Annotated in this window: 21 protein-coding genes; 15 read left to right on the top strand and 6 right to left on the bottom strand. The window is 56.8% G+C overall.

Annotation, left to right across the window (positions count from 1 at the left end):
• Positions 1 to 75 precede the first annotated feature (75 nt).
• Complete coding sequence (locus tag ACG9DO_RS13875) at positions 76 to 1,896, bottom strand: GMC family oxidoreductase (RefSeq protein ID WP_394728927.1); 1,821 nt, start codon at positions 1,894 to 1,896, stop codon at positions 76 to 78.
• Positions 1,897 to 2,236: 340 nt separating this feature from the next.
• Here ACG9DO_RS13875 and ACG9DO_RS13870 point away from each other — a divergent pair, with 340 nt between their 5' ends.
• Positions 2,237 to 2,920 (top strand): nuclear transport factor 2 family protein, encoded by a 684-nt coding sequence (locus ACG9DO_RS13870; RefSeq protein ID WP_394728925.1) that lies wholly within the window; start codon positions 2,237 to 2,239, stop codon positions 2,918 to 2,920.
• A 28-nt stretch (positions 2,921 to 2,948) separates the two neighbouring features.
• Here the strand turns inward: ACG9DO_RS13870 and ACG9DO_RS13865 are convergent, their stop codons facing one another.
• Positions 2,949 to 3,830, bottom strand: a complete 882-nt coding sequence (locus tag ACG9DO_RS13865; RefSeq protein ID WP_394728923.1) for a LytTR family DNA-binding domain-containing protein — start codon at positions 3,828 to 3,830, stop codon at positions 2,949 to 2,951.
• 301 nt (positions 3,831 to 4,131) lie between these two features.
• Between ACG9DO_RS13865 and ACG9DO_RS13860 the strand changes: the two genes are divergently transcribed.
• From ACG9DO_RS13860 to ACG9DO_RS13840, 5 genes are all read left to right on the top strand, one after another.
• Positions 4,132 to 6,510: a TonB-dependent receptor gene (locus ACG9DO_RS13860; RefSeq protein WP_394728921.1), complete on the top strand. Its 2,379-nt coding sequence runs from the start codon at positions 4,132 to 4,134 to the stop codon at positions 6,508 to 6,510.
• A 153-nt stretch (positions 6,511 to 6,663) separates the two neighbouring features.
• Positions 6,664 to 7,356 carry a DUF1838 family protein gene (locus ACG9DO_RS13855; RefSeq protein ID WP_394728919.1) on the top strand — a complete coding sequence of 231 codons (693 nt, stop codon included), beginning with the start codon at positions 6,664 to 6,666 and terminating at the stop codon, positions 7,354 to 7,356.
• Entirely contained in the window at positions 7,331 to 8,317 is a 987-nt protein-coding gene (locus tag ACG9DO_RS13850) for an alpha/beta fold hydrolase (RefSeq protein ID WP_394728917.1), read from the top strand. The genes ACG9DO_RS13855 and ACG9DO_RS13850 overlap by 26 nt, the downstream gene beginning before the upstream one ends.
• Before the next feature lie 85 nt (positions 8,318 to 8,402).
• A complete protein-coding gene (locus ACG9DO_RS13845) occupies positions 8,403 to 9,161 on the top strand; it encodes an alpha/beta fold hydrolase (RefSeq protein ID WP_394728915.1) in 759 nt (252 codons plus the stop codon).
• 133 nt (positions 9,162 to 9,294) lie between these two features.
• On the top strand, positions 9,295 to 10,269 hold the full coding sequence (locus tag ACG9DO_RS13840) for a DUF1838 family protein (protein ID WP_394728913.1): 975 nt from the start codon (positions 9,295 to 9,297) through the stop codon (positions 10,267 to 10,269).
• 323 nt (positions 10,270 to 10,592) lie between these two features.
• Here ACG9DO_RS13840 and ACG9DO_RS13835 read toward each other — a convergent pair whose 3' ends face one another.
• On the bottom strand, positions 10,593 to 12,764 hold the full coding sequence (locus ACG9DO_RS13835; RefSeq protein WP_394728911.1) for an arylsulfatase: 2,172 nt from the start codon (positions 12,762 to 12,764) through the stop codon (positions 10,593 to 10,595).
• A gap of 543 nt (positions 12,765 to 13,307) precedes the next feature.
• On the opposite strand from ACG9DO_RS13835, the gene ACG9DO_RS13830 reads away from it, so the two are divergent.
• The 9 genes from ACG9DO_RS13830 to ACG9DO_RS13790 all read left to right on the top strand — a co-directional run bounded on the left by ACG9DO_RS13830 (position 13,308) and on the right by ACG9DO_RS13790 (position 21,549).
• Entirely contained in the window at positions 13,308 to 14,777 is a 1,470-nt protein-coding gene (locus ACG9DO_RS13830; RefSeq protein ID WP_394728909.1) for an ATP-binding protein, read from the top strand.
• The gene (locus ACG9DO_RS13825) at positions 14,777 to 15,469 is read left to right on the top strand and encodes a response regulator (protein WP_394728907.1); all 693 of its coding nucleotides are present in this window, start codon (positions 14,777 to 14,779) and stop codon (positions 15,467 to 15,469) included. Before ACG9DO_RS13830 ends, ACG9DO_RS13825 begins: the two co-directional genes overlap by 1 nt.
• A gap of 247 nt (positions 15,470 to 15,716) precedes the next feature.
• Positions 15,717 to 16,223 carry a peptidoglycan-associated lipoprotein Pal gene (gene pal, locus ACG9DO_RS13820; RefSeq protein ID WP_394728905.1) on the top strand — a complete coding sequence of 169 codons (507 nt, stop codon included), beginning with the start codon at positions 15,717 to 15,719 and terminating at the stop codon, positions 16,221 to 16,223.
• 114 nt (positions 16,224 to 16,337) lie between these two features.
• Positions 16,338 to 16,619, top strand: a complete 282-nt coding sequence (locus tag ACG9DO_RS13815; protein ID WP_394728903.1) for a hypothetical protein — start codon at positions 16,338 to 16,340, stop codon at positions 16,617 to 16,619.
• Between the two features lie 258 nt (positions 16,620 to 16,877).
• The gene (locus ACG9DO_RS13810; protein ID WP_394728901.1) at positions 16,878 to 18,266 is read left to right on the top strand and encodes a glycosyltransferase; all 1,389 of its coding nucleotides are present in this window, start codon (positions 16,878 to 16,880) and stop codon (positions 18,264 to 18,266) included.
• Positions 18,257 to 19,183, top strand: coding sequence for a hypothetical protein (locus tag ACG9DO_RS13805; RefSeq protein ID WP_394728899.1), 927 nt, complete (start codon positions 18,257 to 18,259; stop codon positions 19,181 to 19,183). The genes ACG9DO_RS13810 and ACG9DO_RS13805 overlap by 10 nt, the downstream gene beginning before the upstream one ends.
• A gap of 43 nt (positions 19,184 to 19,226) precedes the next feature.
• Positions 19,227 to 20,003 carry a sulfite exporter TauE/SafE family protein gene (locus ACG9DO_RS13800; RefSeq protein ID WP_394728897.1) on the top strand — a complete coding sequence of 259 codons (777 nt, stop codon included), beginning with the start codon at positions 19,227 to 19,229 and terminating at the stop codon, positions 20,001 to 20,003.
• Positions 20,004 to 20,048: 45 nt separating this feature from the next.
• Positions 20,049 to 20,849, top strand: coding sequence for a lipid II flippase Amj family protein (locus ACG9DO_RS13795; RefSeq protein WP_394728895.1), 801 nt, complete (start codon positions 20,049 to 20,051; stop codon positions 20,847 to 20,849).
• A 298-nt stretch (positions 20,850 to 21,147) separates the two neighbouring features.
• The gene (locus tag ACG9DO_RS13790) at positions 21,148 to 21,549 is read left to right on the top strand and encodes a cupin domain-containing protein (protein WP_394728893.1); all 402 of its coding nucleotides are present in this window, start codon (positions 21,148 to 21,150) and stop codon (positions 21,547 to 21,549) included.
• A 14-nt stretch (positions 21,550 to 21,563) separates the two neighbouring features.
• On the opposite strand, the gene ACG9DO_RS13785 is transcribed toward ACG9DO_RS13790, so the two are convergent.
• From ACG9DO_RS13785 to ACG9DO_RS13775, 3 genes are read right to left on the bottom strand one after another with little or no spacing between them, the layout of a single operon-like run.
• The gene (locus tag ACG9DO_RS13785; protein ID WP_394728891.1) at positions 21,564 to 23,294 is read right to left on the bottom strand and encodes a recombinase family protein; all 1,731 of its coding nucleotides are present in this window, start codon (positions 23,292 to 23,294) and stop codon (positions 21,564 to 21,566) included.
• Positions 23,291 to 23,713 carry a DUF2924 domain-containing protein gene (locus ACG9DO_RS13780; protein WP_394728889.1) on the bottom strand — a complete coding sequence of 141 codons (423 nt, stop codon included), beginning with the start codon at positions 23,711 to 23,713 and terminating at the stop codon, positions 23,291 to 23,293. Before ACG9DO_RS13780 ends, ACG9DO_RS13785 begins: the two co-directional genes overlap by 4 nt.
• Positions 23,713 to 23,991, bottom strand: a complete 279-nt coding sequence (locus ACG9DO_RS13775; RefSeq protein ID WP_394728887.1) for a DUF3489 domain-containing protein — start codon at positions 23,989 to 23,991, stop codon at positions 23,713 to 23,715. Before ACG9DO_RS13775 ends, ACG9DO_RS13780 begins: the two co-directional genes overlap by 1 nt.
• Positions 23,992 to 24,107 lie beyond the last annotated feature (116 nt).

Here is a 24,107-nt window from a genome sequence, read left to right as displayed (position 1 = left end):
TCGAAATGAGCTGGCGTCCGCTCTTGGGGTGGAAAGCGGACTTATCGGAATGTAAGCTGTTTCCGGAGTGGCAAACTAAGAAACGGCGGCAACGCCGTGGTCCTCCTTAATGAGATCAGCGGCTTTCTCTCCGATCATAATAGAGGCTGCGTTGGTGTTGGCGCTGATAATATCTGGCATCACGCTCGCATCCGCTACGCGCAATTTCTCGACGCCGAACACTCTCAATCTTGGATCAACCACATCTCCAATTCGGCACGTGCAGCACTGGTGATATAGCGTGTTGGAAAAATGCAGCGCAACATTTTCAAGTAATGCATCACTTGGTTCGTCGCCGGGTTTGTAGCCATGTTTGCGGGCCAATTCTGGCGGCACCAACCAATTACCCGCTTTGTCATCGGGCCAGTGCTTCGCCAGTTTAAGGCACATCCGCAATGCCGTAACCATCATGGTCAGATCGTACGGATCAGAAAAGTAGTTGAGGTTGATCTGGGGGTGTTCGAAGGGATCGGCGCTTGTGATGACGACTTCGCCTTCGCTTCGTTGCAGCACCGGGTTCGCCACGATGGCCATCCGAGGCTTGCTGGTATCAATGGCTGAAGCGGGATCGCCAAACATCTTTTCCAGATCTAGATTGCACAGCGCGCCGTAAAAGGTTGCGTCGTAGCAAACGGGCGCAAAGCTGATCTGAACATCGTGGCTATGCTCATCTCCGAGGCCGGAGGAGCACCACAGGCTTGCATCATACAGAGAGGACGACGCTGACCCGATACCGGTTTGGGCATACTCAGCAAATTGGCGGTCGGCTTCATCGCGCAGCGCAATCAGCTCGGGGGGTAGCGCTGCGTCATCCGCCTTATCTTCGGGCAAAGGACCATCAGGTCCGCGCAAGGCATCGGAACCTAAACCCAGCACCATTTCACCCAGAGGTGTGCCAGCCTGGGGAGAGTCGAAGATCACCCCGAGTGCCAGATGATCCTTCAGATGCTTGCCGACATCTGGAAGATCAACAAGACATTCTACTTCGGCGTTTTCAAGATCACGGCGTGGACCAATGCCTGATAGCATCAGGATATGCGGCGAGCCGATAGCGCCTGCACTCAGGATCACTTCTTTCTGCGCGCCGATTTGATGGCGCTCTCCTTCTGCATCCTGATACTCAACCCCACTGACGCGTTTGCTGCCCTTTTCATCCTCGAGCAAAAGCCGTGTCACATGAGCATGCGTAATGATTGTGAGGTTGGATCGCGATTCGGCCTCACCTTCCAGAAAAGCGTGATAGGTGCTGGAGCGACGTCCATTCTGCGTTGTCGTCTGAAACAGGGAGACCACGCCGTTCTCGTTAAGGCGATCCTTCCCATTATAGTCACCTTCAGGGATGCCCATCGCCTTGGCAGCCTCAATAAATTCAAGGCTGGCGGGCAAAACCGGTGAGCGCACAGAGATACCCAAAGGACCCTCGCTGCCATGCGATTCTGGGTCGGCCACAATGGAATTGCTGGCATTTAGGCGCTCGCTCTTGATGAAATAGGGCAGCACGTCATCATAAGACCAGCCTTCGGCGCCGAGTGCTTCCCACTTGTCAAAGTCGCCAGGATGACCACGCACATAGGCCATGTAATTGATGCCGGAAGAGCCACCCAGCATCTTTCCGCGTGGCACATTGACGATGTGATCTTTCATGCCTCGCCCGCCTTTGCCGGGATCACCTTTATACATCCAGTCGGTTTCGGGATCGAGCTGAAGTCCGGCTGTGGCCATGGGCACTTGCTCAATTTCGGGAGGGTGGCCACCCGCTTCTAAAAGCGCGACCTTGAAGTTCCGGTGTTCGCTAAGCCGGGCTGCAACAACCGCCCCGGCCGAACCGCCACCGACTACGACAAAATCAAAAACCATCAGTATTCTCCCCCCGCTCTCCGTCGATGAGGCTAACGCGCCGTGCGCAGATTGTCTTCCCGAAAACCCATCCCATGCATTTGCGCTCTATCTTCGTTTTACGCGGCGCCTTCGCTAACGTCCGTAGATTGGGTCGATCCCTGACTGTCTGCTCCTAAGGGCATAACAGAACAAGGCAGCCAATCGGCTTTCGTGCTGATTTCGGGCACGCCCTCTTACTGCCTGACAGGCGAGTAAATCGGTTTTGGAGCAACACAAAAGGCGAGAATGCTGGTCATTAGTTCACACAAACTTTAGTTGCCGTGATTGAGTAACGTTCCGACGTCAGAAGGCGAGACCAATGCAAGAGATGAGAGGTGGACTGCTGGCTCTGGCGCTGGCAACTGTAACCGTGGCGACCTCAAACGCACAAGCGCAAGAGATGACCGAACTGGAGGCACGCACTCTCGTCGAGAGATTTCTCGAGCTTCATAATCAGCACCGCTACGAAGAAGTGATGGAGCTCTATGCAGAGGACGCAAGATTTCAGCTCAACAGCGGCAGACCCGAAGTGCGGGGCAAGGAAGAAATCCGCAAATTGCAATTGTTCGATGCCTATGCGCGCTCGCACCTCCAGCCATACGGCATGCGCTACGAACCGACCGAGACCGGTTGGACCGTGCATATCGAAGGCGTGATCGAGCACAGCGATATCTTCTCCGCTTTGGGCATGAAAATCGTCCATGCGCAGCCTGTTCTAAACGGTTTTGACCTCAGCGGCGGAAAGATCGTGCGGATCGTCCAACCTGATCTCAACACAGCTTGCTCGCTTATAGCGATCGAAGGCTTTGGCGGGCTGGTGGCGTGGCTGAAAACATCTGGCGACCACCGTGCGGGAGACTTGATCGCCGAAGGCCGCCTTGCGCTTGCACCATCGAAGATCCCTCTGATAGTCAACGCTTTGAAGGACTGGAGAAATTCAACCGGGTGGTCGCCACAAGCTGCGGCGGTGAGAGAATGCGCGCAGCCGCCTTCGACGACCTAGATGGCCCTGCTGAAGCTCTTGGGGCCTATCATCGTTGCCTCACCACATGCTCGACGAGGCCGCGATATTTGGCACTGACAGGGAAGGTATGCCCGGTCTGCAAGCGCGCAAGCAGGTGCGTGCCGTCCTGCTCGACATCTTGAATCGCATCGCGACGGACCCAGAACGAGCGATGGATCCGGATGCCTTCGCCAGGGGCCATTGCGTCGACTGCGTCCGTGAAGCGGGAAAGGATGAGATGTTCCTTGGCGTCGGTCAGTATGACATTGACGTAATGGTCATTAGCCTGAATCGCGACGACCTTTGAAGTGTCGATAATTCCGGCGTCGTAAAGCTCGCGCGCAAAGCGGGACATCGTCGGGGATGGCATGCCCACTTTAGGGTGGCTGGGCTGTTGAGTCGGAGCTCCAGCTTCCTGCTTCGTGCTCAACCAGCTTTGCGGTAAAATCGAGTGTGGCAGCATGGCGAACACGCTGCGCAGGGCAATCCAAGCGACAATGCCTGGCGTTCCTGAAACGAAAACCGACAGCATGTGGTCGAAAGAACCGCGGTATCCTGGACGATCTGCTGCGAATTTCGGCAGGTCAAAAGCGAATTGCGATGCCATGTGCATGAGAACCGGAAAGTAGAGTGCTGATAGAGCAGTGGCCAAGAGCACTGCGAGGACGATCTCCGCCCAGATCGGTGTGTTCCAGGGTCTGAGCAGCCGGTGCAGCACCTGCAAGATCAACTCGGAAGACAGCCAGGTGAGCAACCATGTCGTCGCCCAAAACGCGACTGAAATTTCAAGCGGTAAGAACTGGCCAAGCCCCGCGCGAAAGACCCCGACTGGCAGCGAGAGCAAGATCGGAATGCCGACAAAGAATGCGAGCTTGGCCCACCAGACCTTGGGTTCAAGAGACCAGGTCATGATTAGTCCACGTAGTGATGAGCGTCTGTGACATCTATCCCTCCGGCATAGCAACAAGATAAACGCGGAATCGGGCTTTTCGCAAATGAAGTTTCGCGAACTGACCCAGTTCGCGAGTTTGATTTCACGAAACGGCACATCTGACTAGCGATTCAGCCGCTTGCTCTCGATCATTGTAATTCTAGCTTGTCTGTCGATCGAAAGGCCCGCTCATTACGAAAACCTCGCGGGCGCAACGATTACGAATCTAAACCGTAAGCGCCCATTAGAAACTGGTGGGCGGCTGTCAGGGGGAATAACAATGCAGACTTTCGGGAAGACTCGCAGAGCGATGTTCAAGGCAAGCTGCCTTGCTGCCGCTTCAGGCATGATGTGTCTGGCCTCACCGGCACTTGCGCAAGAAGCTGATGCGCCTGAAGAGGCGAATTCCGCGACTCAAGGCAATACGATAATCGTGACAGCCAGAAAGCGTGAAGAATCGCTTCAAGATACCCCGCTTTCGATACAAGCGTTCTCCGAGGAAGAAATCGCTCGTTCGGATATTGCTGACCTCGCTGACCTCGCTGCGTTCGCCCCCGGGGTTTCCTTGTTCGAGAACACCGACCGGGGCTACGGCCAGGTCTTCATTCGCGGCATGCAAAACACGCCGCCAGTCGGCGACACCTCGCGCGAGCTCGCATCAGTATTCATCGATGGGGTCTACTTTGTAGGCGGGGTCAGCGGCATCAATACCGACAACATCGAGCGGGTCGAGGTGATCAAGGGTCCCCAAAGCGCACTCTACGGGCGCTCAACATTTTCCGGCGCGATCAACTTCATTACCCGGACACCGTCTGACGAATTCTCCGGGAAGTTCCGTGCCAAGGTCGCCGAGGATCAGAACTATGAGTTCGGCGCAAGCATGGATATCCCACTCGTGCCCGGGATCGCATCGGCCCGTTTGTCCGGTCAGTATCGCACATTTGGAGGCCAATATCGCAACCAGCTCAACAATGAACGCTTGGGCGAGGAAGAAGACTGGTCTCTCACAGGACAGCTGTTCCTGACCCCTGCGCCTGGTTTGTCAGCGAAGCTCACCGCAAGCTATCTTGAGCAGGATGACGGCCCGGCAGCGAGCGTGCTCACCGGAAAGTCGCCGACGCACAATTTCACCTCACCTTCGGGAGCGACATTCTTCGACGGCGTGCTGGAATGGGATGGCATTGTCGAACAGAACTCCTTCCCGAGCAGCCCAGCGGATGTTTTTGCATTTCCGCCGATACCCGTGGTTCCGTTCACGGACTTCGGTCGCCTGGGTCGGCTCAAGAACGGCCTTAGCCGCGAATTCCTGTTCACATCATGGAACGTCGAATATGAGGGGGATGCCGGGTACTCGGTAACCTACCTCGGCAGCTATTCGAAAGACGACGCAGCCCGGCTCTTCGACTTCGAATACTCTGCTGAGCCCAACTACTTTGGATCAAGGCAGACCGACTCCGAAGCGCATAGCCATGAATTGCGGATCGCTTCGCCGGGTGACGATCGATTCACCTGGCTGGTCGGCGGCTTCTATATGGAACAGGATCTGTTCGAGCGCGACCCCGGCGGAATTTTCGGCTCCGGCACCTTCGCCGCCGCCTTCGGCATTACAGGCGATCAGGTCCTCGTTGGTCCCGGTCCAAGAACAATTGTTGACCTCGAAATCGTCAACAAGGCGGTATTCGGGTCGGTCGGATTTGATGTCACCGATGCTCTGTCGGTATCATTCGAAGGGCGTTACCAGGAAGACGAGCTGACTGATCCCAACGTCCCGACGCAATCGACCAAGGCATTCCTGCCGCGTGCTATTGTCGAATATCAGGCATCCCCGGACGTTCTGCTTTATGCCGTTGCTGCCAAGGGCTTGCGTCCAACGGTAATCAACACTCAATTCATCCAGCGCACGCCTGCCGAGCAGGATGCGTTGCGGGCGGAATATCCCGAACTCGATATCGGCACTACTGCTCCCAAGGAGGAGATCTGGAGCTACGAAGTCGGCGCCAAGACGACGCTGATGGATGGCCGAATGATCTTCAATATCAATGGTTATTACGCGGACTGGAAAGACCAGCAGGTGCTGCAGTCGCTGTTGTTCGATTTCGGTCAGGGTGTTGCATCGACGCTGGTGACAGTGAACGGAAGCGATGTAGAAGCCTACGGCATCGAGCTCCAGACCGCATTGGAACTGAGCGATCAGTTCAATCTCAGCGGTAACTTCTCCTGGAACAAGACGAAACTGGTCGGCCCTGGCAGCGATGCCATCATTGCTCGCTTCTTCCTTGATGACACTCCCAATGGCGAGCGGCTGCCCCAAACTCCTGAGTTCTCCGGTTCTGTCATCGCAGATTATCGCCAGGACGGGGTTTTTGGAGATGCCGGGCTCTTCTTGAGAGCAGAGGGCGTCTATGTCGGCTCACGTTTTGCAGATACGCTCAATCTTGCCGAAACAGGCGCTTCTTTCGATGTCAATCTGCGCGCCGGGCTGGACTTCGGCAATTTCGCTGTGACAGCCTTTGTCGAGAATCTCTTCAACGACATGACGTTCGAATCGCTTCGCTCAAACGCTGACTGCGCAACAACAGCTGCTTGCTCACTGCGTGCCTACGAAGCAGTTCTGCCACGCAAACGCCAGATTGGCCTGATTGCAGAACTTAGCTTCTGACGCTCAACCACGCGTCCACGCAGCGGAGAGGGAAGAATGGCACCAAGATTAAACCGTCGAACAGCAATGGCGGCGGGCACGATCTCCCTGTGCGGTGCCATGCTTCCCTCTTCACTCCTTGCAAGTCCCAAACTCGAATCTTCGGATCTGGATTTGTTTCTCCGAATTCGCAGCTCCGATGTCGGGCGCAAGACGTTCTGGTGGTACACCGGCAAGCTCTATGGCGATCGCTATGGCGAACCCATGCGACCCTTGTTCCAGATGCAAGGAGCCAGCCAAACGCTTGCAACCCGGATAAGTGATAGCGAAGTCGCCTACACCCTCAAGGAAGCCGGCTACTATTGCGATCTGGAAACCGGCGAAGTCATCGATGGCGAGGTGAACAACGTTTTCACTGACGAAGCGATCACACCGCAGCATTATCTTTCGTCACAAGACCTCATATTCAGCGATCAGATGGCCGTGCGGCCGCAGCGAGACCTGCCGTCTAATATCTCATTCGATGGCAGGATTATACGACCGGACATCAAGGGTGACCGAATCTGGATGTCCGAATACTTGTTCGTCACAGTGGGATCGCGAAGTGGTGGCAATCCGCGCATCTCCAATTCCATGGCTAACTTTGAAGCGTCCCTGGAGGACGTCAGTAAGCCGGAAGGCTTCGTCCCTGCGACCATGCAGTACACGACCTTCAACAGCTATCGCACCTGGATGAACATGGGCGACACCAAAGGTCATGTGATGATGCGGCTCAATGCCCTCAAGCTCGAGCGCTGGGATCAGATCCCCGAGCCGCTGCGATCACGCATCGAAGCAGATCATGTCGGAGAATTCGGCGATGCTTAAGTCACTGGCCGCCGCCTTGTTCTCTCTGCTTGTCATAAGCGTGCCTGCCGTGGTCCATGCCCATAGCAAGACTGATTTCAACTCGCCAAGATCTGCGGTCATAAGTGGCGACGGCGGTGTCCCGCTGGTTGTGCAGGAATGGGGCAATCCAGATGGCGTTCCCATCCTCTTGCTACACGGCATGGGTTTCTCGTCCGTCGTGTTCAAGAACCAGATTGGGGAACTCGCCGAGAAGGCGAGGATCGTCTCGTTCGACCTGCGCGGCCATGGCCTCTCTGGAAAGCCCTGGAAATCTGAGGACTATGCTGGATGGGAGGTGTGGGCCAGGGATGTCGAAGCGGTTATTGCCGATCGCGGTCTCGATCGCCCAGTCATCGTTGGCTGGTCCTTCGGAGGCTATGTCGCGATGAACTATCTGCGCCACTGCGGTGTGCATTGCGCACGCGGCGTGGTGCTCGCCTCGAGCCTTGCCGGCTTGGTCGAGAATCCGCCTCCGCCTGATCCGGCAGATTATGGCATGCCCGAACCGGCGGGAGACGTGCGTTCCGACAACTATCACGAGCTGTTTGACGGGATCGCGTGGACCAGCCGCGTTATGACTGCCCAGCCATCTTCCTTTTCAAATAAGCGATTAATGGAACTTTCTATGGCCATGTCGCCCCCTTATGCAAAGCGGGCGATGATGGAAATCTGGCTCGACAACTCGGACCTGCCGGGCCATCTCAACCTACCGATCCTGATGATCCACGGGGCAATTGACGGGACGGTAACTCTGGAAAAAGTTGCCGAACTCAAAGCCCACCTTCCAGATTCACGTTCCATCCTTTATCCTGAAAGTGGCCATTCGCCCTTTTTGGAAGAGCCGGATCGCTTCAACAGGGACCTGCTCGAATTCCTTGCAGAACTGGAGCTTAACACGGCACTGGCCGAGGGCAGGTCTGCGGCAATTACCGACCGTTGAACATCTCATTTGGAGGGCCATCGTGCTAATGATCTTGAGGAGCATGTTTGCAATACTGGCGTCGCTTTGCCTGAGCCCTGCCGTAATGGCGGCGTCCGTCGACAGCCTGTTCGTTCACTCCTCCGTGAAGGGCTCGGGTCAGACAATCATCTTTGTTCATGGCTGGACTTGCGACGAAAGCTCATGGGATGCGCAACTGCCGGTTCTTGCGAAAGATTACCGCGTCGTTTCGCTCGATCTTCCTGGGCACGGTAAAAGCGAGGGGCCAGCATCCGTCGAAGGCTACTCGATGCGGCTGTTTGCTGATGCCGTCGAGGCTGTGCGTGCGGAAATCGGCGCCGATAAGGTCGTGCTGGTCGGTCACTCGATGGGCGCCTTGGTGATCCGCGCTTACGCCCTGAAGTACCCAGACCGCGTCGCAGGATTGGTCGCTGTCGATGGAAGGCTGGACCAGAGAGAATGGACCAAGATCGATAATCCCGAAGTCCAGATGACACGGGAATTGCGGGAGTCTCTCATAAAGAGGATGTTCGTGGAGAAAACATCCTCGGAACTGACAGAGAGAATTCGAGCCATGATGATGAGCGCATCGTCAATCACCGCTCAGGGCGCCTATGACGCGATGAGTGATCCAGCAAATCAGTCCGATAAGATCATCGACGCTCCAGCACTTACCGTTTGGGCTGCGCAATCATTTCCTGACCCCGAATTCGAAACGAGAGACATGATCCCGTCGTGGGAAGAAATCCGGTTGGAAGGAACCGGGCATTTCCTGATGATGGAACAGCCGAATATCTTCAATGAAATCCTGGCCCAATTCATTGTGAACAGAGCGCAGTTTTGAATATGGCGACACCAATATGATTGTTTGAGTCGACGCTTCAATCAGGATCGACAAATTGTGCATAACTATATTTATGTCCAGACCATTTTAGCCGTGGACATTCTGAAGGAAATCGAAAGCAGGAGTCTCTGAAATGCCTATCCTTTCGCGTCGTGCATTTGCCCTCTCCGGAGTGGCGGCAACGATGGCGTTATCTTCAGGCCGCGCCGTTGCTTCAGCCGCAAGCTCCCCTAGAGGGGAACTTGCTGGCCAATCAGACCTGTTTGTCGATCTTTCGACGCCCATGGGCAATGTGGAGGCCTATGCCCGGATCGTCGGCGATACCGATCCAGCCGCAACTTCTTACAGCTGGTATGCTGGCCGCGTTTCCGGCCAACGTCCCGGCGAGGCCGCGCGCGACCTTATGCGGATCATCGGCATGGGTACCGTGCGCCTGCTGAAGCGGGAGAACGGCCCGGGCTACATGATGCTGCGCAAGGAATTGGGCTATTTCCTCGATTTCGAAACGCATGAGGTAATCGACCGCTGGGAAAACCCCTATTCGGGTGAGACGGTCACGGTTGATCACATTGCGAACCCCTCGATCAATATCGAGCTGAAGCCGTACCGCGGCGATATTGGGCTATACGAGGAAGTCGACAAGGCCACATCCCAACCGTTCCTGCTCAATTGGACCAGAGTTGGCGACCGTGTGCTGACAGAGAATTACGCCGACCTCTGGGTGCGCAATCCGCTTGATCCGGAAATCTGGAAGCGCGAGTCGAGCGGCCTAATGATCGCCATAAGCGACAGCAACTCTTTCAACGTGTCATGGGCTGACCTGCAGAATCCTGCGCTTACGAAGGTGTCGAGCTATGGGCAGTGGGTTCATCGCCGACCATGGCAGCCGTGGATGCTGATGGGGCAGGCGGAAGGAGCGATCTCGTATATTTGCGCAACCGGCTCCGCCGCGAGCCTTTACGACCTTCCTGAGCAAATCGTGACCCTGGCGCGTGAGCGACATCCCGATTTCCTTGAAGCGCCAACAGAGATGACGAAAGGGGAATCGAGCCTTGCTCGCTACATGCGCACACGCACGCCAGCTCCGCCGCGCGAAAGAGCAGAATAACAGAACCAGGATCCATTCTTCTGACAAAATCGGCATCCATGAAACTGATTAGTAAGACTGCCGTTTATGTCCGCAATTGGGTCGTTAGCGGCTGGTCCGCTTTCAAGCATCACGCACGATTAACCGGCAGTCGGCTCTCAGGCCGCGCTGCGTGGCAGGAATTTGGCCGCTCATGGGGTGGAAAGTAGACGTTGCGCATTGCTTGCAATGGCAGATCGCGTGCGGTCCTCAGCCATGAGTGACTATAACGTCCGGACATGCCGCAAAGAAGAGGCAGCCCTTCTCAAAGCCTTGCGAGCTTGTTACCTGGCGGCAGCGAGACACTAATCGACAATTATACTCAAGCGCTCGAGCTCGCCTGTAAATGGATAGGGCGCTTCGAAGGCATCGCTTACGCGCGATCCGCCGGTTGCGCCGATGTAGAAAGCATAGGCTTCGCCGCCATTGATGAGCGCGACCTTGCCAAGGCGTTCTTCGGCCACAAGCTCATCGTTAAAATACATACGCCCGGTTCCGGCAATCGGGATGCGCGAGCGCCCCGGTCCTTCGCAGGTTTCGCAAGTGAATTCGTAGCGTAGAGTAGCAGACCCCTTTGGCAAAGGACGGCTGCTTGTTATTATGTCCGTATTGACGCCTTCGCGGTGCTCGAAGACTAGCCGTCCATCTCTGGCGTACCAGGCAAAGCCCTTGTTACGGTAGCCGAACGTCGCCAGCACGCCCTGCGCGCCATCCTCTGGAATGGTAACTTTTGCCTCCATCGTGAAGGACTGGTTGAAGTCCGGAATTTGCGCCCACGGAACGCGGAATTGGCCTTGGTGGAAATCGAAACGCTTGCGATTGCGAGCCGTGAACGGCTTGCCATCCGAGGTCCAACCTGCGCCGCCAATGGGATAGACGCTATTGGCCCAGGCTTCGCGATCGAACAGTGCCTGCAATTCGGCGAGCTTTGCCGGTTCGCTCGCAGCAAGATCGCGCGCCTGGCTGAAATCCTTTGCGACGTGGTAAAGCTCCCATTGGTCGGGATTGCTGTCGGGCGTCATGAAGCGGCTGAGCGCGGATGCCATCCAGCCCTTGTGATAGATCGCCCGGCTGCCTGAGAGTTCGAAATACTGGGTGTGGTGCGCCGAAGGAGTCGCCGCATCGAACCATGTCGCGACAAGGCTGCTTCCATCCATCGGCTGCTGCGCGACGCCATTGACCTGCGCCGGAGGCGTAAGGCCGATCGCATCATAGATCGTGGGAACAATGTCGGTCACATGCTGGAACTGCTGGCGCAGGCCGCCTCGATCCGTGATCCTGGTTGGCCATGACACGATCATCGGTGCGCGAAGCCCGCCAAAATGCGACGCGACAGTCTTCCAATACTGGAACGGGGTGTTGCCCATCCAGCCCCAGCCGCCCTGGTACTGGTTGAAGGGGACGAGGGGGCCACCAAGATCGTCGATCCGGGCAAGATCCTCTTCCAGGGTCGCATCGCCTCCATAATTCGGCAGCCGACGTCCAACCGCACCATTATCGCCGACGATGTAGAAGACCAAAGTGTTCTCGCTCGCTCCGGGCGCGTTTTGAACCGCCTGCAGCAACCTCCCGATCTGATAGTCAGTGTGCGCAACGAAGGCGGCGTAGACTTCCATTTGGCGAGCATAGAGCCGCTGTTCGTCTGCGCTCAGCGTATCCCACGCAGGGATTTGCGGTGGACGCGGCGTAAGCTCGGCATGGGGCGGGATGACCCCGAGCCGCCTCTGGCGCTTGAAGATTTCTTTGCGCAGTACATCCCAGCCCTGGTCGAACTTGCCGCGATAGCGCGCGATCCAGTCTTCAGGGGCATGGTGCGGCGTGTGAACAGCGCCAGTCGCGAAATAGAGGAAGTAGGGCCGCTCGGGCGCAAAGGAGCGATGCTCTGCCACCCAGTCTATCGCCTTGTCGGTGAGGTCTGCTGTAAGGTGATAGGATCTGTCTGTCGTCTGAGCGCCTTCGACAGGGGTCGTATCGCGGTAGAGGCGGCTGGGCTCCCAGTGATTGTCCTCCGCGCCCAGGAAGCCATAGAAATGGTCGAAGCCGAGGCCGGTTGGCCAGCGGTCGAACGGACCCGCGCGAGTGATCTCCCATTCCGGCGTATTATGCCACTTGCCAAAAGCGGCTGTGCGATAGCCATTGTCGCGAAGGACCTCTGCGACAGACGCCGTGCTTTCCTTCCAATAGGAATTGTAGCCAGGATAGCCGTTCGCGCCTTCAGTAATGACGCCGTAACCGACCCGGTGGTGGTTGCGGCCGGTCAGCAGAGCCGCTCGCGTGGGCGAGCACATCGCGGTGACGTTGAAATTGTTATAGCGCAAACCCCTTGCTGCCAGCCGGTCGAGCGCGGGTGTTTCAGCAATGCCGCCGAAGGTCGATGTGTCGGCGAACCCGATGTCATCAAGCAAGATTACAACGATATTGGGAGCACCTTCCGGTGCGCTCTTTATCTTCGGCCAAGCCGGGGTCGACTGTGACACGTCAGGCGCAATTTTGCCTTCAAAAGGCGGATCAGCCGAAAAAGCAGGCCCCGCGCACAGTAAAGCAAGAGCACAGATGAACGAAAATCGGCTAGAGGGCTTCATGATTGGTCCTCGCGTTGCAAATCATGCGTTGATCCGGGGCACTATCATCTTGAAGAATGGGCTTACAACTGACCAACCGTCATTAAAGATTAGCAGGCTCGACTCTCCACCTGCCGGAAAGATCTGAGAGAACTATTCTTTAAATTTGCGTGGCGGGGTCGATTGCAGACCAGCAATTTTTGGCTGATAGCGCAGCAAAGCTGCCAATCAGCTTTAGGGTTGGCGTCTACGAACCTTCAGGGGCAGCTATTGGGGTGGAAAGCGGTCGTTCAATCACAAGTCGCTAATTTGAGAACTTGCCCAGCAGTACTCTATCCAACATAGGCCGCCGATCAAACGGCAACCTAGCTCACCAAGACATAAAAATGGCGTGCATGCTATACTCCTCGCAATGGGCTAATGGGCTTTCAGCGTTTTTAGCAAACCAGAGGACAAGTAGTGCTTAGCCAAACCTTGCTTCGAGTGGCGGTGGATTGTGCGATTTTCTTGCTCGCGGTGGGCTGCACCTATGCAGCGCAGCAGGCTGATCGTCCAATCACCGCGGTGCTGATTTTCCTGACAGGCGTGATACTCATCGCCTTTCGGTCCGGTCTTTCGAGCGCGATTGTTGCCGCTATCGCCGCCTCGTTCGTATATAACTTTTTCCTGAGCGAACCGACATTTCAATTCGGCATCACCAGTGCCGATGAAGCGGTTCCGCTGATTGCATTCAATATAGCGGCGCTGTTCGCTGGTGCACTCGTTGGTCGTCTCAAGGACTCCGCTCTCAAGGCGTATAATGCACAGTCGGAGACGGCTTTTCTGCTGACGGTAAGCGACCGCCTTCAGTCCGCTGTAAAACTGGAGGACGTGGAGGATGCCATTCGCGGTATTATCCCGAGACAGGGCGTCAAGACGGTCGAAATCTTCCTGGCCAGGGGCAAGGCTTTTGTCCGGCCTTCCACAGGCGAGGTCGAATTTGATCAGCTCAAGCCTTTTATGGAGGCGGTCGAGCCAGAAGATAAACTTGGCAAACCAGTCTTCATGGAATTGACGGGCGCACGTGGTCCACTCGGGCTGGTGAAGTTTCGTCTTGCGGATTTACCGGCTGATCGCAGCTTGATGCCCAACCTCAAGTCGATTGCGGCCCTTTTGGCTTTAGCGGTCGAACGCTGCCTGCTCTTGGAAGAAGCCGCGGAAGCCAAGGCAGCGGCCAGAAACGAGAAGCTCAAAGATGCGCTGCTCTCTTCTGTGTCGCATGATCTTCGCACGCCAGTGACCGTCATCCAGGCGGCCGCCGGTGCGCTGCGTTCGGGTCAGGTGAGCCTCGGCGATGATGACCGTCTTAGGTTTCTCGGTTCGATACTAGAGCAATGCGCCAAGTTAGATCGCTATACCTCTGAACTCCTTGACGTCGGGCAGATACAGTCGGGTATTGCAGAGGATCAGTTTGAGATCGTTGATCTCACTGAAATCGCTCGTTTGGCAATGAAACAGGCAAAGGCAAGTCACACTTCGCTCAAGTTCGAACACAACTTTTCATCCGAACCTGCGTTCGTCCGAGCCAACGGCACAATGCTGGAGCAGGCCATCTACAATGTGATCGACAATGCGCAGAAATTCGGTGGTCAAAATGGGCCAGTGAGAGTGAACTTGGTTCGCGATGAAGATAGGGTAACTATAAGTATCACAGATAGTGGACCGGGGATTTTCGAGCACGAGAGACCACACGTCTTCACGCGCTTCTTCAAGGGCGGCAAAGATAGCTCAAAGAGCGGAATGGGTCTGGGCCTTTTTATCGCTAAGGGCTTTGTCGAAGCATTCTCAGGCACAATATCGATGGAATCTCCCCTTAAGGGTGGGAATGGAACGCGGGTCACGATTGATCTTCCGTTGGTGCAATCTCCCGATGCAGCGGCGGCAGCCTAGTGAACATTCTGATCGTCGACGATGAACCCTCGATAATCGATACGTTGAGGCCAGTTCTCGCATCGCTCGGTCATGAGGTCGTTGAGGCCAGTAATGGCACAGAAGCGTTGAAAGTGGTCGAAAACGAGGCCCTCGATCTGGTGCTCCTTGACCTTGGCCTGCCGGATACCGACGGCTGCGACCTTATTGCACCGATCAAGGAGACGGCCAAGGCTAGCCTAATAGTCATTTCGGCTCGCCATCTTGAAAAGGACAAGGTGAGGGCACTCGATCTTGGCGCAGACGATTATGTCGACAAGCCTTTCGGGCTGGAAGAATTGCTGGCGCGTATAAGGGTTCTCGAACGCCGCCGTGCCGAAATTTCAGGGTCGCAGGTCAACCGATATATCTCGCGGGACCTGATTGTGGACCTTGCTAAGCGGGAACTAATCTTGATGGATGAGCCAATCCATCTATCACCAAAAGAGTTTGCGCTTTTCGAGCTGTTGGTGCGCCATTCAGGACAAGTGGTCACGCAGCGTCAGTTGATGATCGCAGGCTGGTCGAGTCCGGTTGTGGATGGCCAATATCTGCGCAGCTACATGGCGATGCTGCGGGACAAGCTCGAAGCTGACCCATCCGATCCTGAGCTGATTCTGACTGAGCCCGGTGTTGGCTACCGGCTTGCGCTGATTATGGAGCCGCAGACCTAGCGATCTGTAGTCGGCAGCCCGCCGGGGGGCTGCTGGGGACAAGGGCGACCTGCCGACTACTACTCGCTGTCAAGGAGCAATTTGGTCAATCGCTCTGGACATCATTGGTTTAGCAGGGAAATTCCAACGAGTGTTACTATGAGGTTTTTATGGGGCGTGTGAAAATCGCATACTAACGCTGCGAATGCATTCTGCTCTAATTCGGCAAATCTGAAGAAAGACTTTCCCGAATTGGAGTTTCCGAACCATGTCACGTGCTTCGACCACGGTCATCCTACTCACTGCCGCACTCGCAGTCTCAGCCTGTTCAAAGAAGCGACCGGAGGAACTGCCGCCTCCTCCAGGACCAGTGCAGTCGGAAGCGACTGACCGGGGAAACTCAATTGTGCCCGGCAGTCAGGCAGACTTCGTCCAGCAAATGGCCGGGCAAGATGTCATCTATTTCGACACCGACAGATTCAACATCGACAACATCGACGCAGCAGCGCTTCAGAGCCAAGCGCAATGGCTTGCGCGTTATCCTAATAAGCGCGCCACGATTGAGGGACATGCTGACGAGCGTGGCACCCGCGAATACAACCTTGCGCTCGGTGAACGGCGCGCGAATGCAGCGAAGAACTATCTTCAATCACTTGGCATTGATGCATCGCGGCTGACTACAGTCAGCTACGGTAAGGAGCGGCCCAAAGCGCTTGGCAGCAACGAGCAAGCATGGGCGCAGAACCGCCGCGCGGTGACCATTACGATCGATTAGCTTCTCGTCGGTAAACTACAGGCATCGAGCTAACTTTTCGGCCGTTACGGCATAATCGTTGTAGTTAGCCAGGCTCCTGACTGTCCCTTTCGTGGTCGCAAAGGTAATAAATCAATGATGTCAGAGCGAATGAAGCCCAGGCAGAATGAAGTCAGAACAGCGGCAGAAATTAGGGATCAAACTGATTGTTTCGACATCGTGTCGTTCCAAAGCACTGCTCATGAAGTCGAGGATCACCAATTCACGAAGACCGATCCACGAACGGTATTTCTGCTAGCATTCCTGGCGGGCATGGGTGCAGTCTTGGCCCTTGCAGCGGCGCATTGGCTGATGGAGCGATCTATTGATGTCGGGTTGATGCCGCCGGCACCTGCGCTTCAAAAATATGTCGATTAAGCGCCGTAGAAGGCAAGCACGACCAGTGCCTTACCGGCAAACATGCCGACCAGGATCGAGTAGTCGATTAAGCGGTCTACGAAATAGTCAATCACCCAATGCCCTTTCTAAGGTGAGGGCGATTATGACCCTCGCGGTAAACCGCTCACTTGCGGAAATTTCCTAACAAACGGTTGAAATCACCCACTCTGCAGACCTTCGGGTTTGCTCCAAGACAAAGAAACCTCGCGAATGCAGCCCAGCGATGCAGCCCAACAAATGATCGTTACTCCGGGCTACACTGGGCCGGATCGCCGCGCCTTCGGCTTGCGGCGCAACCGCAGCTATTGGCGAAAGCGCGCCATTCACCGGCGCGTGATCTTTGTCACGAGCCTTGGCTTCGCCGCCCTCTGGCTGCTGTTCTCGTTATGGTTGTCGCTGCCCTGGCTGACCGATCTCGGCAATCTTTCGCACCCGGTCATCGCGCTTGTGGTGTTGACCTTTGTCGCATACGTGCCCGGCTTCATGAACGCCTTCCTGCTGTCCTGCCTGGTGCAGCGACCTGCTTCCCAGCGAGAAGACCCCGAGCATTGGCCAGCACTGACACTGCTTGTCGCGGCCTATAACGAGGAAGCTTACATCAAAGGCACGCTAAGCAGCCTCAGCGGGCTTATCTATCAGGGCGAACTTGAGGTGATCGTGATCGACGACGGATCGAAAGACCGGACCGTCGAAGTTGCTTCGGAATGCCAGCGCATGTTTGCAGCCAATCCGCGCTTTACGCTCAGGGTTGAGCGGATGGTGCGAAATGGTGGCAAGGCTCGCGCATTGAACCATGCATTGACGCTTGCCTCGCACGATCTGATCGTGACGATCGATGCCGATACGCTGCTTGAGCCGGGCAGCCTTACCGCGATGGTCGGCCATCTCTACGCCGCGCCGCCGCAAACCGCCGCAGTGGCAGGTTGCGTGCTCGTGGCCAATCCCATGGAGAGTTGGGTGACCGCCGCGCAGCAATGGGACTATTTCCACGGCATCGCTGCGGTCAAGCGAATGCAAGGCATGTTCAACGGCACTTTGGTGGCGCAAGGTGCTTTCTCGCTCTACCGACGCAAGGCGCTGGAGGAAGCCCACGGCTGGCCGGACACGGTCGGCGAAGACATCGTGCTGACATGGTCCTTGTTGCGCCGCAATTACATCGTCCGTTATGCGGAGGATGCGATCGCCTGGACCCATGCGCCGGAAACCTTCAAGGCACTGGCGAACCAGCGCAAGCGCTGGGCGCGTGGTATGATCGAAGCGCTCGCCATCCACAAACGCCTGCTCGGCAAGAGGCGTTTCATGACCATGTTCATCTACTGGAACCTGCTGTTCGTCAGCATCGACCTGGCCTTCACCCTGGCGTTCCTGCCGGGTCTCCTGCTGGCATTGCTCGGAGTATACTGGCTGGCTGGACCGATCACGCTGCTGGTGCTGCCGATCGCCGCGCTATGGAACGTGACCATCTATCGTATCCAGTCCCGCATGCTGAGGCGCGAGGGGATCAAAATGGAGAAAAGCCTGTGGGGCTTCTTCCTGTTTGCATTCGCTTATCCGCTGGTCATGCAACCCGTTTCGGTTTGGGGCTATCTCGCCGAACTGTTCGGAAGGAAGAAGCAATGGGGCTGATCCATAGAAATGCGGTTACCTTTGTCGCCGGTTGCGCTTTGCTTGCTTCGCCCGCGCTCGGGCAGGAGGCTGACACAGGCCCGGCAATCGGCAGCGACTTGTTTATTTCGACCGATAGCGACGACACCACAGTCATTCGGCTGGCAGGCGAGTTCGACCTCCGCAATGATGGTAATTCCAGGCGTTTGGGCCTGCGGATCGAAAACGCCTGGTATAAATTGCTCGATCGTCCAACCGAGCAGCGCCAGCGCGTGTTCCTGCAAGCTGGTGAAAAGGTTAGTGGCTGGACCTGGGCGGCACGTATCGGCAGCGATGGCGACAGCGTGATCGGCGCTGCCTCGATCCATGACGATGCCCGTTTTCGCAAGGAGTTCTTCATAGAGCGTGACATCGTCGAAACCCCGCTGGGGCTGGAGCGCGAGCTCTATTCAACCTTTGCTGGTGCGGCGTTCGACCTGCCGGTTGATGATCGCAATGTCTTCACCGCGATGGCCGGGCTGCAGGAATTTACTGGCAAAAACGAGCGATATCACCTGCGCGGTAGCTATATCCATGTGCTGAAGCCCGATTGGGGACTGAGCGCGCAATTGCGTGGTCGCTATTTCCACAGCTCCAGGCCTGGCGAATTCGATTATTATTCGCCGCGCAATTTCGTGCAGGTGCTGCCAGCTCTACAGGTTCGGCGTTTTATGGAGGGTTGGCGCCTGCGCGCGGTCGGCGGAATTGGCGCGCAGAGAGACAGTAACTCCGACTGGAACCGGGCCAATTTCGCCCAATTCCAGGTCGACAGCCCGACGGACTCACCGTGGACGGTGGGCGCTGAACTGACCTTTACCAATACGCCCTCAAGCAGTGCGATCGCTGCTGACGGCTACAGCTATTTCCAATCGCGGATTTCAGTCAGGCGTCGTTTCTAGGGCCAAAACTTGGGGCCGGAAGGACCTGTAAAGGACCATGACGATGCTCGATTCAATTGCTCCATTCTTTGTCGACCTGCTTCCATTCATTCTCGTGGGCGTTGCAGCCCAAATAATAGATGGTGCGCTTGGCATGGCCTTTGGGGTCATCACCCAAACAATGCTTGTCAGTGTTCTCGGAGTCCCTCCTGCAACGGCTTCTGCGAGCGTGCACTTGGTCGAGGTGTTCACCACAGGCACTTCGGGAGCCAGCCACCTTTGGCGCAAGAACATTAATTGGCCGTTGTTCTGGCGCTTGGTCCCTACTGGCGTCCTCGCAGGCATTCTGGGCGCATATGTGCTATCGAGCGTCGATGCATCGGCAGCAAAGCCGTTCGTCATGCTTTATCTGGCCGCTATCGGTCTCTTCCTTTTCTATAAGGCGGTCTTTTTCGGGCGCTGGCCCCGCTTCCAGGACCCACGGTTCACCAGGCCACTTGCGTTCATCGGTGGGTTTCTAGACAGCGCCGGCGGGGGTGGATGGGGACCCGTCGTAACCTCAAACCTTCTGGTGCAGGGCGGCGATCCTCGCACGACTATCGGCACCGTCAACTCGGCTGAATTCCTTTTGACCCTAGCCGTGTCGATAACCTTCTTGGTCACGCTTGGCGTTTCCGCATTTAGCCACGCCGTTATCGGCCTCATCATCGGCGGCGTTATTGCTGCGCCCATCGGCGCAATTCTGACCAGCCGGATCAATGCAAGATTGCTTCTCTTCATGGTCGCAACTGTGTTGACGATCACCAGCCTTTTCACTGTCGCCAAGGCATGGATATTCTGACCAGCTTATTCCTGCAGACTCAGAAGACAAGAATAGCGAGCATCTATGGATACGAATATGACTGCGTTGCTATGCCTCGCATTTGTTATCAATCTTATTGGCGCACTAGCCTATGCGGCACGCATCGCTGGAGTTCGAACAGGACGAATCGCAATGAGCTTCGCCCTGTTCAATGTGCTGCTACTGGTCTCACGACTAGCGAACGGGTTTCTGGCGCCGTTGGTCGCCAAGCGTGTTGAGAACAGTCTCGCTGGACAGATTACGACGAACCTTGAGACGGACTTCAGAATGATCCTATTGTCCGCATTTGTTGGCGTGCTGGCGGGATTGATACTGGTCCCCACGGCACAACGTATGTTTGCCCATGCAATTGAGGCGGTGCAACCCAGGCAATCACTAGCCAGAACACTTCTTAGAGGTCTATCGCCAGATGGCTTGCGTATCTTGCGCACTTCGATTTCCGTCCCGGCACGCGCGTCTGTAGGAAAAGAAAAGCCGCGAGAGCTTACGTGGGGAATCTTGGCGGCCAATTGTGTCGCGCAAGCCTTGCTCGTAGTCGGAGTATTTGCCGCGATTTACGCGGGCTATCTCAATCCCGAATACCGGGTGACGGCTTCGCAGTTGTCGGCAGTCGTGAACGGTTTCGCGACCATCCTGCTATTTCTCTTTATCGACCCTCACCTGTCGGTCCTGACCGATGATGTCGTCGATGGTAAGCAGTCTGAGTCGAGTTTCCGCCGTGCAATTGCTTGGATTTCAATCAGCAGGTTGGCTGGAACGCTTCTCGCGCAAGCGCTGTTCCTACCCGCTGCGATAGCCATCGTGTGGGTGGCAAACTTAATCTAGCCAATTAGAGAGTTAGCCTGGCTGGAGAAACTCGAGACTGCCGATCCCTTGCCAGCAGAAACCAAACCGTAGTCGAGTTTTGCCGCGGCATTCAGCTGGAGTGCCTATGGGCAGCTAGCTGAATGTCGGTTCTTGGGTCGATAGCGGACTGTCTGTATATGGCGTTCCGACAACTGAAAGCAGACTGTCTGCAAACGGCCCACTTTCCGACATTCACATGCATCAAAGTGCTACTGTATCTTCAAAGAGAGCAGTACTGACTACTAGGATCTCCAGTTGGAGCTGTGGGGAGTCCCAGATGAAACAAGCCGCAAGCGCCGTGTTGATATTCGCACTCTTGTGCGGATGCGTGACACGCGACGATGTCCAGACCCCAGTCCCGGATGCCTTAGTAGCTGGATGGAAGGGCCAGAAGGCTTGTGAGCTCCTGCAAGAGAAACCTTCTTACCGGGTGCTTCGTTGCACCTTCCCTCCTGGCGCCGGTCATGAGCGCCACTATCACCCGCCGCATTTTGGCTTCGCCCTGAGCGGGGGAAAGGCTGAGTTGATCGACGCATCGGGCACGCGCGAAGCAGTGATTGCCACCGGCTCCAGCTTCACAAGCAACGGCACTGCCTGGCATGAGATGCGCAATATTGGCGAAAGCGTAATTGCCTACATCATTGTCGAGGAAAAAGGGGCGGCGGCCCCAGGCCGATAGCTAGCTGACTTCGGCTACGATCCGGTTCTTGTTGGGCTTTGCGCACAAGCAGTGACGCCAGCACCGAGTAACCCGCGCGCCTGCTCATCCCATGAGGGCGCAATCGCGCCCGTTGCCAGCAGCGCCTTGCCATCAAGAGCCGCAGGCGCCTTGCCTGCCAGGATCGCTTCGACCAGTTGCGGCGAGAGGAAGGCAAGGCGGACCACCCGGGTAATCCAGGACACGCTGACGCCTTCCTGGTCTGCAAGCCGGGTGGCGTCGACCTCGCCGCGCGAGAGAATGCCCCACCATTGATGCGCCTGGGCAACCAGCTTCAGGAGCGTCGGGTCTGGACCGCGCGATCCGGCCGGGATGCCGCTGCCATCGACCAGCCTGAGCGATTGCCCTGAGCGGGTTAGCCGAACTTTCGCGATGTGTCGGATCGACGGTGGCGCATCGGGATCGAGGTGCAGCCCGAGCATTTCAGCGAGCGCCTGGGCCGAGATAACAAGCTCAAGCCGATCGGGATGGATCGTCACCCGATCGACGAGGGGATTGATCGAAGAGCGACGGAGGCGACCAAGCTCGCCCCGCGATTGCGCGAGCCTGCTGGTTACCCTGGCATATTGGGCGGGTGCGATGTCGATCTTCAGTTGCCGGGCGAGGGCAAGCGGGTCAGCAAGTGCCTTCACCAGTTCGCTGGCGACGGCCTGTTCGATCTCCCTGGCCGGGATGCGCATGCTGTCGTGCATCGAAGTTTCCGCGTAGTGATGCGCAGACTTCGAGACATAATAGCGATAACGCCTGCGACTGGTTGTCCCTCCGGTGGTGCAGGGCTTGCTGGTATGCACTGGGATCAGCGCCTCGCCGGATTGATCGAACAGCTTTCCTGCGAGCATGGCGGTGCTGGCTTCGCGCGCCGTGCGCGTGCCGCGGACATTCTCCGTCAGCTGCTGCTGAACCGCCTCCCATTCCTCCCGCGGTATGATTGCAGGATGGTTGCCAGGATAGGTCTTGCCCTTGTGCCCGATGTCGCCTGCGTAGACCGGGTTACGCAAGAGATGATAGAGCTTGCCGCGGGTAAAGGCGCAGCCGCCATAGCACTTGCCATTGGCAGTCTGGCGCCGCGGTGTTGTGATGCCTTCGCATGCCAGCTCTTCTGCGACCAGCCTGACATTGCCCAGTCGGCGATAACGCGCGAAGATGTCGCGAACGATCGCGACATGCTCCTCGACGGTCCTGAGGCTTCTCCCATCAGGCTCGTAGCCGAGCGGCGGGGTGCCTCCCATCCACATGCCTTTGGCCTTGGAGGCGGCAATCTTGTCGCGAATGCGCTCAGCGGTCACTTCGCGCTCGAACTGCGCGAAGCTTAAAAGCATGTTCAAGGTCAGCCGTCCCATGCTGGTGGTGGTATTGAATGACTGGGTGACCGAGACAAAGCTGACCTCGGCAGCATCAAATGCTTCGACCAACCTGGCAAAGTCGAGCAGTGACCGCGTCAACCGGTCGACCTTGTAGACGACGATGATGTCGACCCTGCCGTCCTTCACATCTTCCAGCAGACGCTGGAGGGCAGGGCGCTCGAGCGATCCGCCCGACAGCCCGCCATCGTCATAGACATCGGGGAGGAGCTTCCAGCCTTCTGATGCCTGGCTCAACACATAGGCAGCACAGGCTTCGCGCTGAGCATCAAGCGAGTTGAAGTCCTGCTCGAGACCTTCTTCCGATGACTTGCGGGTATAGATGGCACAGCGGATGCTTTTCATGCCGCCGCCTTCCTCTGCTTTAATCCGAAGAAGGCAGGGCCTGACCAGCGCGTGCCGGTGATTGCCCGGGCGACGCTGCTGAGCGAGTTCCATGTCTTCTCGTTCCAGCGTATCGCACCATCGTCTGCGATGGTGACCACATGCAGCACGCCGTTCCATTCGCGCGTCAGCCGCATGCCGGGCTCGTGCCTGCGGGTCTCGGTCTTGCCCGCTGCGAGCTGCGCCAGCTGCTGCTGCACATGTCGTGACAGCCCGCCATGGACCGCGGCTTGCAGCTCCCAGGCCAGCGCCAGCCGCAGCAGTGCGGTTCGTACACGCGGGACTGGTCTGCCGGTGAGAGTGGACCATCGCTCGCGCAGCTGCGCCAGAGGCATTGCCTCCAGCGCAGCCAGTTCAGAGTCGAGGTCGATGCGTGCCATCACTCCGCTGCCGTGATGCGATAGCAGGTGACGTCATCGCGCTTTGACTTAACGATCGTGTGGCCCTTCTTTCGCAGGCCAGTCAGCACCGCGCGCGCGGAATGCGGTTGCCAGCCTGTGACATCGGTCATCTCGGCAAGTGTGGCGCCTTGCTTGCGCCCGAGCATGGTGATGACCTGGTCGATCTTGCTGGCAGAGCGGGGTGCTGGCTTTTCTGGCTTGGCCGCGCCCGCAGCCGGCGCTTTGTCCTGAGCCTTGTTCTTTGTCTGGGTGGTCATAGGTGGTTCTCCATCTACGGAGCAGCCTTATGCTGCTCCCACCACCCAAGGCCCCGGTTCGCGCCAGGCGATGGGGCTGCGGCCGCCATCAAGGCCGCAATTCAGTAGCGACAGCA

Source organism: Altererythrobacter sp. GH1-8 (assembly GCF_043702085.1).
Classification (GTDB): Bacteria; Pseudomonadota; Alphaproteobacteria; order Sphingomonadales; family Sphingomonadaceae; genus Erythrobacter.
The sequence above is the reverse complement of the archived record's forward strand: the minus strand, read 5'-3'. Positions and strand labels throughout refer to the sequence as shown.

Coding starts and splice junctions, on each gene's coding strand:
- ACG9DO_RS13860 (WP_394728921.1), top strand. CDS start 4,132: ATGCAGACTTTCGGGAAGACTCGCAGAGCGATGTTCAAGGCAAGCTGC.
- ACG9DO_RS13865 (WP_394728923.1), bottom strand. CDS start 3,830: ATGACCTGGTCTCTTGAACCCAAGGTCTGGTGGGCCAAGCTCGCATTC.
- ACG9DO_RS13805 (WP_394728899.1), top strand. CDS start 18,257: ATGGGGCTGATCCATAGAAATGCGGTTACCTTTGTCGCCGGTTGCGCT.
- ACG9DO_RS13840 (WP_394728913.1), top strand. CDS start 9,295: ATGCCTATCCTTTCGCGTCGTGCATTTGCCCTCTCCGGAGTGGCGGCA.
- ACG9DO_RS13870 (WP_394728925.1), top strand. CDS start 2,237: ATGCAAGAGATGAGAGGTGGACTGCTGGCTCTGGCGCTGGCAACTGTA.
- ACG9DO_RS13780 (WP_394728889.1), bottom strand. CDS start 23,713: ATGGCACGCATCGACCTCGACTCTGAACTGGCTGCGCTGGAGGCAATG.
- ACG9DO_RS13785 (WP_394728891.1), bottom strand. CDS start 23,294: ATGAAAAGCATCCGCTGTGCCATCTATACCCGCAAGTCATCGGAAGAA.
- ACG9DO_RS13810 (WP_394728901.1), top strand. CDS start 16,878: ATGATCGTTACTCCGGGCTACACTGGGCCGGATCGCCGCGCCTTCGGC.
- pal (WP_394728905.1), top strand. CDS start 15,717: ATGTCACGTGCTTCGACCACGGTCATCCTACTCACTGCCGCACTCGCA.
- ACG9DO_RS13775 (WP_394728887.1), bottom strand. CDS start 23,991: ATGACCACCCAGACAAAGAACAAGGCTCAGGACAAAGCGCCGGCTGCG.
- ACG9DO_RS13795 (WP_394728895.1), top strand. CDS start 20,049: ATGGATACGAATATGACTGCGTTGCTATGCCTCGCATTTGTTATCAAT.
- ACG9DO_RS13875 (WP_394728927.1), bottom strand. CDS start 1,896: ATGGTTTTTGATTTTGTCGTAGTCGGTGGCGGTTCGGCCGGGGCGGTT.
- ACG9DO_RS13800 (WP_394728897.1), top strand. CDS start 19,227: ATGCTCGATTCAATTGCTCCATTCTTTGTCGACCTGCTTCCATTCATT.
- ACG9DO_RS13790 (WP_394728893.1), top strand. CDS start 21,148: ATGAAACAAGCCGCAAGCGCCGTGTTGATATTCGCACTCTTGTGCGGA.
- ACG9DO_RS13815 (WP_394728903.1), top strand. CDS start 16,338: ATGATGTCAGAGCGAATGAAGCCCAGGCAGAATGAAGTCAGAACAGCG.
- ACG9DO_RS13845 (WP_394728915.1), top strand. CDS start 8,403: ATGGCGGCGTCCGTCGACAGCCTGTTCGTTCACTCCTCCGTGAAGGGC.
- ACG9DO_RS13850 (WP_394728917.1), top strand. CDS start 7,331: ATGTCGGAGAATTCGGCGATGCTTAAGTCACTGGCCGCCGCCTTGTTC.